General features: G+C 55.7%; 8 protein-coding genes. 6 read left to right on the forward strand and 2 right to left on the reverse strand.

Annotation, left to right across the window (positions count from 1 at the left end; genetic code table 11):
- Positions 1 to 4: 4 nt before the first annotated feature.
- Positions 5 to 1,984, forward strand: coding sequence for an ATP-binding protein (locus ACN0X6_RS23730; protein ID WP_417707711.1), 1,980 nt, complete (start codon positions 5 to 7; stop codon positions 1,982 to 1,984).
- A 43-nt stretch (positions 1,985 to 2,027) separates the two neighbouring features.
- Here ACN0X6_RS23730 and ACN0X6_RS23735 read toward each other — a convergent pair whose 3' ends face one another.
- Positions 2,028 to 2,324, reverse strand: a complete 297-nt coding sequence (locus ACN0X6_RS23735; protein ID WP_417707727.1) for an HNH endonuclease — start codon at positions 2,322 to 2,324, stop codon at positions 2,028 to 2,030.
- Positions 2,325 to 2,694: 370 nt separating this feature from the next.
- On the opposite strand from ACN0X6_RS23735, the gene hsdR reads away from it, so the two are divergent.
- The 4 genes from hsdR to ACN0X6_RS23755 all read left to right on the forward strand — a co-directional run bounded on the left by hsdR (position 2,695) and on the right by ACN0X6_RS23755 (position 10,053).
- Positions 2,695 to 5,058: an EcoAI/FtnUII family type I restriction enzme subunit R gene (gene hsdR / locus ACN0X6_RS23740; RefSeq protein WP_417707713.1), complete on the forward strand. Its 2,364-nt coding sequence runs from the start codon at positions 2,695 to 2,697 to the stop codon at positions 5,056 to 5,058.
- Positions 5,059 to 5,146: 88 nt separating this feature from the next.
- Positions 5,147 to 6,616 (forward strand): N-6 DNA methylase, encoded by a 1,470-nt coding sequence (locus tag ACN0X6_RS23745; RefSeq protein WP_417707714.1) that lies wholly within the window; start codon positions 5,147 to 5,149, stop codon positions 6,614 to 6,616.
- The gene (locus tag ACN0X6_RS23750; protein WP_417707716.1) at positions 6,613 to 8,991 is read left to right on the forward strand and encodes a restriction endonuclease subunit S; all 2,379 of its coding nucleotides are present in this window, start codon (positions 6,613 to 6,615) and stop codon (positions 8,989 to 8,991) included. The genes ACN0X6_RS23745 and ACN0X6_RS23750 overlap by 4 nt, the downstream gene beginning before the upstream one ends.
- A gap of 57 nt (positions 8,992 to 9,048) precedes the next feature.
- Positions 9,049 to 10,053 (forward strand): Abi family protein, encoded by a 1,005-nt coding sequence (locus ACN0X6_RS23755; protein WP_417707718.1) that lies wholly within the window; start codon positions 9,049 to 9,051, stop codon positions 10,051 to 10,053.
- Between the two features lie 188 nt (positions 10,054 to 10,241).
- Here ACN0X6_RS23755 and ACN0X6_RS23760 read toward each other — a convergent pair whose 3' ends face one another.
- On the reverse strand, positions 10,242 to 11,261 hold the full coding sequence (locus ACN0X6_RS23760; RefSeq protein ID WP_417707720.1) for an AraC family transcriptional regulator: 1,020 nt from the start codon (positions 11,259 to 11,261) through the stop codon (positions 10,242 to 10,244).
- Positions 11,262 to 11,473: 212 nt separating this feature from the next.
- Here ACN0X6_RS23760 and ACN0X6_RS23765 point away from each other — a divergent pair, with 212 nt between their 5' ends.
- Positions 11,474 to 12,319, forward strand: coding sequence for a metal-dependent hydrolase (locus tag ACN0X6_RS23765; protein ID WP_417707721.1), 846 nt, complete (start codon positions 11,474 to 11,476; stop codon positions 12,317 to 12,319).
- Positions 12,320 to 12,586 lie beyond the last annotated feature (267 nt).

Consider the following 12,586-nt stretch of genomic DNA (forward strand, 5'->3'; position numbering starts at 1 on the left):
TAAAATGGAAGTTACGCAGTTTTCTGGATCTGCAGACATTACTGACGGCGGGATCAAAAAGCATTTCAAGGGCACTGAGCCATGGGAACCGATTGCAGAATTAATCTGGAATGGATTCGATGCAGGCGCTACCATTGTCCGAGTATTTGTTCGAGAGCGAGAGCTTGGCGGAGTTGAATCTGCGACGGTACTCGACAACGGCAAGGGAATTAACTTTCTCAACACCGGTGAAAACTTTGGAAAGTTCAACGAATCGCTCAAAAAAGACAACTTCTCCCAGCATGGTGCCCACGGCAGGGGCCGACTCGCCTTTCACAGAATTTGCTCAAAAGCCACCTGGTATACAATTTTCGAAAGCCAGAACGCAACAATCACCATTCACGCCGACTCAATCAAAAACTTCTCCGGAAGTCTAATTAAAGACACCGAGCAAAACCCTCTTCTTCTCGAACAAAAATCCGGAACATGCGTTGAGCTAGTAAACTTCAACAAAAACATTCCAGAAGAAGAGGAAATGATAGCCCTTCTAACAAGAGCTTTCGGATGGATTCTAGCCCTTCGGCCCGAATTAAAACTAACTTATAACTCCCGCGATATCGTCCCACCCAAGCACGACTCAAGCAAGAAAACGTTCAATATCAAGAACAGTGAATTTCATGCCACAGCTCTAAGATGGCACGAGAAGCCCGCAAAGGAAAAATCCCACACATATTTAATCGGCAGCCATGGGAATATCGTTTACCGAGAATTAAGCAGCTTAAACAACAAACCAGATTTCTACACAAGCGTATTCGTCTCCTCCGACTGGGCCAACGGCTTCATACAAAACGACAACGAACTCTCATTCGACCCAGAAGAAATATCAGAAAACCAAACTTGGCGAGCCTTCACCAAAGAGCTAAACGTCTTCACCCAGTCAATTTACGATGACTTTTTGAGTAAGCACGCTGACGAGCAGATAGAAAAATTTGTCGAAGATGGAGCCTTCCCGGACTATTCAAATATCAATCCATCCTACTCCGACTGGCGCCTGAAAAACACAAAGTCCATTGTAAAGAGCATACTAATACATGATCCATCAGTAATAAAATCACTCAACAAAAAGCAGAGAAAAATTCTAATCAGATTATTAGATAAATTATCTGTATCAAACGAAAACGATAGCCTCCTCGAAGTCCTCGACAGTGTTCTAGAGCTTGACTCAAAAACAATGCAAACCTTTGCAGAGCAACTCAAAAAATCAAAGCTAGATAACATAATACAAACAATAGAAATTCTTCAAAAAAGAGATTCTGTCATTCAGCGAATTTCCAAAATCATGGACGAGCACTACAAAGAAGTTCTAGAAACCCCAGACTTACAGGGCATAATTGAAAGCAACACATGGCTCTTCGGAAATCAATATGAAACCATAGGCGCAGAAGAAGACACATTCACTAAGATAGCCAAAAATCTTAGAGCCACCGTCCCAGGAATAAATAACATCTCTGAAGAGGACATCGCAGACGGCGCAACTATCGACGGAGCGAATCGCCAGGTTGACTTATTCTTAGTAAGAAGATCGCTTTGTCTAGACTCATTAAACAGGCAGTACTATCGCTGCGTAATCATAGAAATAAAAAGACCCAGCGCCGCCCTAAGCAAGACACATTTCCGCCAAGTTGAAGACTATGCAGATATACTCAACAAGCACCCAATGTTTAACAGCGAAAATACTCGATTTGAAATAATACTTGTCGGACGAAAAATATCCGAAAAAGACTACGAAATAACCAATCGACTAGAAAGCCTAGCAGACAAAAATGACCCTGGACTTATTGGCACTGGGAAAATAAAGCGGTATGTCAAAACCTGGCAAACAATAATCGACGAATTCAAGATATCGAGCAGCTATCTACTCACGCATCTTAAAGCCCAGAGAGATAATCTTGAAAACGAAACAGCCGCTTCATTGACCTTGAGCCTTCAACAAAAAACGGCTTGATCTGTCAAGCAGCATGATTAGCCAGCAGATAAAGGAGATAAATTTATTTATCTCCTTTATCTGCTCCACGCGCATCAATCGTCAGCGAACGCGGCATGTGCCACCGCCCTTTGCTCAATCGCTGCCGCACTAGCTTTCTGTAAGCCTCCGGCTCCGGGATCAACTTGCGCTTGTGACGCCGCTGGTTGCAAACAAGACAAGCCGCAACGATGTTGTTCCGCCCATCCCCTCCTCCATCTTGCCGAGCAAGTAGATGTTCAGCCGTACACTGAAACTGCCTGGCCTGACCAAGGGTGAGGCCATGAAGGCGAGCGAATTGTTCGATGGAGCTTCGCCACATAGGAAAGTCACAGTAATAGCAGCGACCACCTTGGCGTTCAAAGGCTGTAGAGCGGGATTTGATGAGGGTTTTCGATTGAGTAGGCACGGCGGCCTCCTAATAAATTAAGGAAGTCCGCTGCGCCCTTATGGGCTACAAACGGTACCAGCCGAGTTACTCGTACTGGCCCAACATCGGCCCTTCTGGGTCACGACAGGCGAAATTTACTCCCGTCAGTTCCTGATCGACAAGCCCTCAAACTTTAGCCGCTAAAATCTGACCGCCTCGCCAGCCCTCAATCAACGCCAAACAAGGTACATTTACGCCAATCAAGCACGATCAGTAGTGCCGGAATGGAGCGACCATGCCGGCTTGAAAAGGAATTGGGGTTATGGACAAAAAGTCGCTTTCCGAGCGGGACATCTGCAGTAAGTACATCGCCCCAGCCGTCCAGCAAGCGGGCTGGGACATGCACAAGCAGGTGCGCGAGGAAGTCAGCTTCACCAAGGGCCGCATAATCGTCCGGGGCAAGCTGCACAGCCGAGGCGAATCCCGCCGGGCCGACTTCATCCTCTACCACCAGGCCAACCTGCCCATAGCCGTGATCGAGGCGAAGGACAACAAGCACTCCGTGGGCTCCGGCATGCAGCAGGCCTTAGGCTATGCCGAGGCGCTGGATGTGCCCTTCGTGTTCTCCAGCAATGGCGATGGTTTTCTATTCCATGACCGTAGCGGCACTGGTAGCCAGGTAGAAACCGAACTCAGCCTTGGCCAGTTCCCCAGCCCGAATGAACTCTGGCAGCGCTACTGCCAATGGAAAGGCCTGGACGACCAAGCCCAACACAAAGTCGCAGCGCCCTACTACGACGACGGCTCCGGGCGCATGCCGCGCTACTACCAGATGAATGCCATCAACCGCACGGTCGAAGCCGTGGCACGCGGGCAGGATCGTGTGCTGCTGGTCATGGCCACCGGCACCGGCAAGACCTACACCGCCTTCCAGATCATCTGGCGGTTGTGGAAGTCCAAGCAGAAGAAACGCATCCTCTTTCTGGCCGACCGCAACATCCTGGTCGACCAGACCAAGAACAACGACTTCAAACCGTTCGGCCAGGCGATGACCAAGATCGCCAAACGCCAGATCGACACCTCCTACGAGATCTACTTGTCGCTCTATCAGGCCGTCACTGGCACTGAAGAAGAGATGAACATCTACAAGCAGTTCTCCCGCGACTTCTTCGACCTGATCGTGATCGACGAATGCCACCGTGGCAGCGCCGCCGAAGATTCCGCCTGGCGCGAGATTCTCGACTATTTCTCCAGCGCCACTCATGTCGGCCTCACCGCTACGCCGAAGGAGACCAAAGAGGTATCCAGCATCACCTACTTCGGTGAGCCGGTGTACAGCTACACCCTCAAGCAAGGCATCGAAGACGGTTTTCTCGCGCCGTACAAAGTGGTGCGCATCGACTTCGACAAAGACCTGCAAGGCTGGCGGCCGCCCAAAGGCATGCTCGACAAGAATGGCGAGCTGATCGAAGACCGCATCTACAACCTCAAGGACATGGACCGCACCCTGGTCATCGAGGCACGCACCCAACTGGTGGCGCAGAAGGTCACCGAGTTCATCAAGGCCACCGACCCGTTCCAGAAAACCATCGTCTTCTGCGATGACATCAACCACGCCGAGCGCATGCGCCAGGCCCTGGTCAACCTCAACCCGGAGCGCGTGGCCGAGAACCGTAAGTACGTCATGCGCATCACCGGCGATGACCAGGAAGGCAAAGCCGAACTGGATAACTTCATCAACCCGGAAGAGCGCTACCCGGTCATTGCCACCACCAGCAAGCTGATGACCACCGGCGTCGATGCGCAGACCTGCAAACTGATCGTGCTCGACCAGCACATCAAATCGATGACCGAATTCAAGCAGATCATCGGTCGCGGCACCCGCATCAACGAGGACTATGGCAAGTACTGGTTCACCATCATGGACTTCAAAAAGGCCACCGAGCTGTTCGCCGACCCGGCGTTCGACGGCGACCCAGTGGTGGTCTATGCCCCCGAAGGTAGCGAGCCGCCCGTGCCGCCCGACGACTTACTTGAAGGTGATGGCATCAGCGCAGGCAACGATGCTGAAGGGGGTGACCTGGAGTTCACCAGCGAGGAAGACGGCAAGAAGCGCATCAAGTACGTCATCGATAATCTGCCGATCTACGTCATTGCCGAGCGCGTGCAGTACTACGGCCCGGATGGCCGGCTGATCACCGAATCGCTGCACGACTACACCCGCGCCTGTGTGCAAAAACAGTTCGCCTCGCTGGATGACTTCCTGCGGCGCTGGAGTGATGCCGAGCAGAAGAAAGCCATCATCGACGAAATGGCTGCCCAGGGCGTGATGTGGGAAGCCCTGGCCGAAGAAGTGGAAAAGAAACAGGGCAAACCGCTAGATCCATTCGACCTGATCTGCCACGTCGCCTTCGATCAGCCAGCCCTGTCTCGCCGTGAGCGCGCCGAGCAGGTGAAAAAGCGCAACTACTTCGCCAAGTATTCTGGCGCAGCCCGCCAGGTGCTGGAAGCACTGCTGGATAAATACGCCGACACCGGCATCGAGCATATCGAGGACATCAAAATCCTCCAGCTCGATCCGTTCAGCCAGATTGGTGCACCCATCGAGTTGGTGAAAGCCTTTGGCGGCAAGGCTGGCTACAACAAGGCCATTCATGAGCTGGAAGACGAACTCTACGCAAGCTAAGGGTTCAGTGCCGACGGCATGCCAAAGCAGCAACCCACACTATCCGGTAGAATTTTGCCCCCCTTGCGGTAAGCGTTGAGAGAACTTCATGTCCATTAGCTCCACCATCAAATCCATCCAGGACATCATGCGCAAGGACGTCGGCGTCGACGGCGACGCCCAGCGCATCGGCCAGCTGGTCTGGCTGCTGTTCCTCAAGATATTCGATGACCGCGAACTGGAATGGGAGCTGCTGGACGACAACTACCGCTCGCCCATCCCCGACAGCTGCCGCTGGCGCACCTGGGCCGCCGACCCGGAAGGCATGACCGGCGATGCACTGAAGGACTTCATCGACAACAACCTGTTCCCGCAGCTGCAGAACCTGCACGAATACAGCACCACGCCGGCCGCCTTCGTGGTGCGCAGCGTGTTTGAAGACGCCTACAACTACATGAAATCCGGCCAGCTGCTGCGCCAGGTCATCAACAAGATTCAGCAAGGCGTGGACTTCAACAAGGCCCAGGAACGCCACGAGTTCGGCAACCTCTACGAGCAGCTGCTTCGCGACCTGCAGAACGCCGGCAACGCCGGGGAGTTCTACACCCCGCGCCCGGTCACCGAGTTTATGGTGCGCATGGTCGATCCCAAATTGGACGAAAAGGTCATGGACCCGGCCTGCGGTACCGGCGGTTTTCTCACCTGCGCCATCGAGCACAAGCGCAGCCGCTATGTAAAAACCGCCGAAGACGAACGCACCCTGCAGGCCAGCATCTTCGGCGTGGAGAAAAAGCCGCTGCCACACCTGCTGGCCACCACCAACATGATCCTGCACGGCATCGAGGTGCCCAGCCAGATCCGCCACGACAACACCCTGAGCAAACCGCTGATCAGCTGGGGCCCGGGCGAGCGCGTGCACTGCATCGTCGCCAACCCGCCGTTCGGTGGCATGGAAGAAGACGGCATCGAAACCAACTTCCCCGCCGCCTTCCGCACCCGCGAAACCGCCGACCTGTTCCTGGTGCTGATCATGCACCTGCTCAAGGACGGCGGTCGCGCCGCCGTGGTGCTGCCCGATGGTTTTCTGTTTGGCGAGGGCATCAAGAGCCGCATCAAGGAAAAGCTGCTCACCGAGTGCAACCTGCACACCATCGTTCGCCTGCCCAACGGCGTGTTCAACCCCTACACCGGCATCAAAACCAACCTGCTGTTCTTCACCAAAGGCACGCCGACCAAACAGGTGTGGTTCTACGAACACCAGTACCCGGATGGGGTGAAGAACTACTCCAAGACCCGCCCGATGCGCATCGAAGAATTCGCCGTGGAAGAAGCCTGGTGGGGCAGCGAGGCCGATGGCTTTGCCGCCCGGGTGGAAAACCAGTTCGCCTGGAAGGTCGGCATCGAAGAACTGCAAGCACGCAACTGGAACCTGGACTGCAAGAACCCGCACATCGGCGAGCAGATCAGCCACGACCCGGACGAGCTGCTGCGCAACTATGCCAGCCTGCAAGACGAAATCAGCGACCTACGCGACCAGCTCAAGGCCGTATTGGCCGAAGCCCTGGAGCGCCAGGTATGACGGCGTTGCTGACTGACAACCTGCCGCTGCTGGCCGGTGCACCGAATGGCATCAAGAAGCTGCGCGAGCTGATTCTGGAACTGGCGGTGCGCGGCAAACTGGTGCCGCAATATCCCAGTGATGAGCCGGCCAGTGAGTTGCTTAAGCGGATTGCCGAGGAAAAGGCTCGGTTGGTGGCTGAGGGGAAGATCAAGAAGCAGAAGCCACTGCCGGAGATTGCGGAAGAGGAAAAGCCATTTGCCATGCCCACTAATTGGGAATGGGTACGACTTGATTCTCTGCTGAAAAAAATTGGGGCCGGTAGCACTCCATTAGGTGGGAAACAGGCTTACGTTGCAGATGGGGTCAAATTTCTTAGGTCTCAGAACGTTTGGAATGAAGGGCTTCGCCTGAATGACGTTGCTTTCATACCTGAAGAAACACACCAAAGAATGTCGGGAACACATGTTGAAGCAGGCGACCTGCTTTTCAACATCACAGGAGCGTCTATTGGGCGCTGTGCCACAGTTCCTTATGACTTTGATACTGGTAACGTAAGTCAGCATGTAACTATTGTGCGACCAGTTTCACGCGACACTCAGCCGTTCCTTCATGTGGTGCTGGTCTCGCAACTGGTCCAGCAGACCGTAATGGATGTGCAGGTCGGCGTTTCGCGTGAAGGTCTCAGCATTGGGAAACTGGCCCAGTTCCTAATACCTTTCCCGCCCCAAGCCGAACAACACCGCATCGTCGCCAAAGTCGATGAGCTGATGGCCCTCTGCGACAGGCTTGAAGCCCAGCAGGCCGACGCCGAAAGTGCCCACGCCCAACTGGTGCAAGCGCTGCTCGACAGCCTGCCCCAAGCCAGCGATGCCGAAGATTTTGTCCAGAACTGGCAACGCCTGGCTGAACACTTCCACACCCTGTTCACCACCGAACCCAGCATCGACGCCCTCAAACAAACCCTGCTGCAACTGGCCGTGATGGGCAAACTGGTGCCACAAGATCCCTCCGATGAATCGGCTGAAGATCTGTACGAGCGCATCCAGGCTGAAAAGCAGCGGCTGGTGACAAAGGGTGCACTGAGAAAGCAGAAGCCCTTGGCAGAAATCGAAACCGAGGCTGTTCAGCTCAAATTGCCATCGACATGGAAATGGGTGTCGCTTTTAGAAATAACGACGGGGATGGACTCTGGATGGAGCCCTTCTTGCCTTAGCAATAGCTCACCTTCTAATGACGTATGGGGCGTTCTCAAAACAACTGCAGTGCAAGTAATGAGATACCTAGAGCATGAAAACAAGGAGCTACCTGATCATCTTGAGCCTCGTCCCGAGGCGGAAGCCAAGGCCGGTGACATTCTGTTTACTCGCGCTGGCCCCATGAATCGCGTAGGAATTTCCTGCTTAGTTGAAAGTACGCGTCCGAAGCTAATGATTTCCGACAAAATCATCAGATTTCACCCCATTGAGCTAGGTGCTAATGGCCGCTTTATTGCCCTTTGCTTAAACGCAGGGGTAACCGCTAAATATTTAGAAGAAGCTAAATCAGGCATGGCTGCTAGTCAGGTCAATATCTCGCAGGAAAAGCTGAGAGTCGCACCGATCCCGCTAGCACCGCTCGCCGAACAACACCGCATCGTCGCCAAAGTCGACCAGCTAATGGCCCTCTGCGACCAACTCAAAACTCGCCTAACCCAGGCTCGCCAACTGAACGAACAACTGACCAGCACCCTGGTCGAGCATGCCCTTGCCGACGATGGCAAGCCGGCTCCCGTTACCACGGATCAAAAAGCCGCTCGCATTCTGCTCGCCGCTGAAATCACTCACCAGCTACATGGCCAACGCACTTTCGGCCAGCGCAAGCTGCAGAAAGTTATCTACCTGGCTGAACATGCGGCCAGGCTCGCCGCTGTAAAGGGTAACTACTTGCGCGATGCGGCCGGCCCCCATGATCGCCAACTGATGAGTCAGGTCGAGAGCGAGCTATGCAGCCGCCAATGGTACGAGTGCATCGACCGCGAAACCTTTGGCCATGCCTACCGCCCGCTTTCCCAAGCCGGGCAGCATAGGCAGGCGTATGACAGCACCTGGTCGACCGCCGAGCGGGCAACCATTGAGCAGGTCGTCGACTTGATGCGGGACTGGGATACGGATCGCTGCGAAATGACCGTAACGCTCTACGCCGCCTGGAACGACTTTATCCTCGAAGGCCGCCCGGTTACCGATGAGGCCATCGTCGACGAAGTTATGCATAGCTGGAACGACGCCAAGCTGCGCTTCAGCAAAGACGAATGGCTGGCTGTACTCGCCAGGATGAAGAAGCACGAACTCCTGATACCCACCGGATTTGGCCAACGCACCACGGGCGGTATGCTCAGCTTGCCCGGTTTTGAGTAGCTAGATGGCAATCAGGACGGTGAGGAGAACGCTGCAAATGCTCAAGGTCATTTCCAAATGATGCTCGGCTACCCAAAACCCTGGAAAAGCTACCAGGAGCAGCTCGATCAGCTCATCGCTCGTGGCATGGGTGTTACAGACAATGCCAGGGCCCTGGATTACCTGGAGCGCATCGGCTACTACCGACTGAGCGGTTACTGGTACCCGTTCCGCGAACGCGTCGACCTCTGCCCGCTCGATCCACAGACCAATGCCAAGCCGAAAAAGGTCAAAGTTGAGCGGCTACCGCTGGATGAATTCAAACCTGGAACGACCTTTCAGAACGCCGTAGACCTTTATGTATTCGACAAGAAATTACGACTGCTCGTCCTGGATGCGCTGGAGCGTATCGAAATCGCTCTGCGAGTCGACATTTCCCATGGCCTGGGCAAGCACCATAAGTTCGCCTACCTGAAGCCGGAGCTATTTCACGAAAGTTTCTCCAGCAAGCTGGATAGCAAGACAGGGCTGACCAAATATCATGGCTGGTTGAGCAAGCATGCGGCGCTGATCAACCGCTCCAAAGAAGATTTCATACGCCACAACAAAGACAAGTACGGCCTCCCCTTGGCCGTTTGGGTGGCGTGTGAAGTTTGGGATTTCGGCACGCTGTCTACGCTATACGATGGCATGACCGAAGCGGATCAGGACGCCATCTCATCGCAGTACAACATCAGCAATGGCCGCATCTTCGCCAGTTGGCTGCGCAGCCTGAACTACCTGCGCAACGTATGCGCACACCATAGCCGGCTGTGGAATCGCAACATCGTTGATCAGCCGAAACTGCCGCCAGTGGGCCAAGTACCTTCACTGGCAGCGTTTCATAACGATCCTCAGCGGCAGGCGCGTCCCTTCATGCTGCTGTGCATGACCCAACACCTGATGAAAATCATCAATCCCTCATCGAGCTGGGGTGCACGGCTGAAAGCGTTGCTGGAAAATGACTTTCCAGACCTGACACACCTGGATCTTGGGCTTGACCGGATGGGCGTGGACGATGACTGGAAGACGAGAGATTGGTAAATCGCAGGCAATAAAAAACCCCTGAGCAATCTCAGCGCCGGAGCGCATCAACCGACAGGGGCCGTGTTGCTGGCGATTATTAGCCAGCTACGCCATTGCGTCAACTGCTGCCTGGCGCCACCTTAATCTCAGCGCGCCGACATTCCGCTGCACACCTGAGAACTGCAGTCATCCATACAGACCTCTCCTCATTCCTCAGCGCGGTAATCACCGGGCAGTTTACCGGTCCATTTGCGGAATGCACGGCGGAAGTTGGACGGGTCACTGAAACCCAGCAACTGGGCAATTTCATACAGCGGCAAATGCGTGGTGGTCAGGTACTGCAGGGCCAGGCGCTTGCGCACGTCGTCGAGCACCTGCTGATAGCTGGTGCCCAGCTGCGCCAGGTGCCGGCGCAGGCTGCGGCCGCTGGTGTGCAGGGCGTCAGCGGCGCTTTCCAGGTCGGGAAAGTCGCCTGGACGCGCCAATAGCAATCGGCGCACCCGCGTAAGCAGGCCATCCTGCACATCGAGGCTGGCCAGCAGCGCTTCGCACTGCTGCTCGCACATCTGCACCGTGGCCGGGTTGGCCAGCGCCATGGGCCGTTGCAGGTAGTGCCGGGGCAAGCGCAGCCAGTGCCAGGGCTGTTCGAACTGCGCGGCCACCCCGAACACCTCGGCATAGCGCTCAGCATAGTCCGGCGCGGGATGCGCGAAACCAACGGCCAAGCCCCGCAACTCTTCCCCCACGAGAAAGCGCGCAATGCTATGGATGCTGGTCAACAGGCCCTCGGCGGCGAAGCGTGATTGCGGCCCCATGGGAAAGGACTCGAGCGCACGCAACTGCATATCCTCCTCTTGCTCCACCAGTTCCAGCTCGAATGCCAGGCCGAGCACCCGGTAGTACTTCAGGGCGAACTGCAGCGCCTTGCCCAGGTTGGCACTGGACAGCACCGCGTAACCGAGGATGCCATGGGTGGAGACGTTCAGGCGCTGGCCCAATACCAGGCCAAGCGCCGGTTCGCCGCAACGCTGCAAGGCGGTCTGCGTCAGCAGGTGAAAGTCGAGAAAGGACAGTCGACCATTGGGACTGCCAAGCACTTCAGGGCGTACCCGTGCCGCAGCGAACAGCTCGGCACGCGCCAGGCCGAACTCTTCCGCCAGCGCCAGCAATGCCTCGGCGTAGGCCACGGGAACCAGTTCGGCGGTGAAATTGAGGGTTTGTTTCATGAGTTCGTTGTTCTGGTGACTGGCCGCAAATGACCTTCTCGATTGCGAACCTTAGCTCAGCGCATCCATGCTCGTTGCCCTGCTGCTGCCCCAACTTTCTACTGGAATAACGCACTGGCCGGATATGACCGTCACCTTGGCTGTTACGAACCTGTGCCCAGCGGCGCATGACGACCATAGTGGAACCCGTCAAACAGCGCGATGGAGCTCTCATGGCCAGCACCACACCGGAAGGTTTGCAGATTCGTCCCAGACAGATGGATTTCGATCTGCCCAACCCGCTGCCGCGCCACTGGAACGGCGGCGATGCCTTCAAGACCCACCTGTTCGATGCCATGTCGGTGTTGTTTCCCGACGGCGAGCGTTTCTTCATCGACTCGGTGCGCCAGTTTCGCGACCGCATCGACGACCCGGTACTCGATGAACAGATTCGCGGCTTCATCGGCCAGGAAGGCCATCACAGTCGTGAACATCTGGAGTACAGCCAGCGCCTGCGCGACCTGGGTTACGACGTCGAACGCATCGAGAAACGCGCCAGGACGCGCATCCGCTACACCCAGAAGAAGTTCTCGCCACAACGCCAGCTGGCCGCAACCGCAGCGCTGGAGCACATCACCGCGATCATGGCCGATGGCCTGCTGAGAAATGACGCGTACATGGCCGACGCTCACCCGGCCCTGGCTCGCCTGTGGCGTTGGCACGCACTCGAGGAGACCGAGCACAAGGCGGTGGCGTTCGACGTCTACAACCAGGTGTGCGGCAGTCGCAAGCTGCTGCGCCGGGCAATGCTCATGGGCACCTTCTTCTTCGTGCTCGACACCACCCATGGCCTGGCACACATGCTCAAAGTGGACGGCCTGTTGTGGAACTGGCGCATGTGGCGTGACGGCATCCGCTGGATGTGGGGCAAGGAAGGCGTGTTCCGCCCGCTGGTCAGCGCTTATCTGGACTTCTTCAAGGACGGCTTCCATCCCTGGGAACACAACAACCTGGATCTGTTGCACGCCACCCGCGAGGAGTTTGACGGTGCCCCGCTGATTCAGGCCGGAGCCGCCTGAAACGCAGCGCCTTCCACGCAACACAAATGAGCCCGGAATCTGTCCGTAATGCTGTTCACTTAAGGTTGCACACGTTTGGCTCCCCTCTCCCATTTATGGGAGAGGGGCTGGGGGAGAGGGCAGAAAACACCGCAAAACTGCCAGTTTCCCCCTCTCCCTAACCCTCTCCCCGGAGGGGCGAGGGAACTGATTGTAGTGGTCTACTGATTCCGGACACCGATTTAGGCGAAAATCCTCGCCGTGAAAGAGGTGTCTGATGAGCAAGCA

It is taken from the genome of Pseudomonas sp. (assembly GCF_048269965.1).
GTDB lineage: Bacteria > Pseudomonadota > Gammaproteobacteria > Pseudomonadales > Pseudomonadaceae > Aquipseudomonas.

Bases quoted from the DNA above. Each gene is read 5' to 3' on its own strand.
- ACN0X6_RS23760 (WP_417707720.1), bottom strand. From the start codon at position 11,261: ATGAAACAAACCCTCAATTTCACCGCCGAACTGGTTCCCGTGGCCTAC.
- ACN0X6_RS23745 (WP_417707714.1), top strand. From the start codon at position 5,147: ATGTCCATTAGCTCCACCATCAAATCCATCCAGGACATCATGCGCAAG.
- ACN0X6_RS23755 (WP_417707718.1), top strand. From the start codon at position 9,049: ATGATGCTCGGCTACCCAAAACCCTGGAAAAGCTACCAGGAGCAGCTC.
- hsdR (WP_417707713.1), top strand. From the start codon at position 2,695: ATGGACAAAAAGTCGCTTTCCGAGCGGGACATCTGCAGTAAGTACATC.
- ACN0X6_RS23750 (WP_417707716.1), top strand. From the start codon at position 6,613: ATGACGGCGTTGCTGACTGACAACCTGCCGCTGCTGGCCGGTGCACCG.
- ACN0X6_RS23735 (WP_417707727.1), bottom strand. From the start codon at position 2,324: ATGTGGCGAAGCTCCATCGAACAATTCGCTCGCCTTCATGGCCTCACC.
- ACN0X6_RS23765 (WP_417707721.1), top strand. From the start codon at position 11,474: ATGGCCAGCACCACACCGGAAGGTTTGCAGATTCGTCCCAGACAGATG.
- ACN0X6_RS23730 (WP_417707711.1), top strand. From the start codon at position 5: ATGGAAGTTACGCAGTTTTCTGGATCTGCAGACATTACTGACGGCGGG.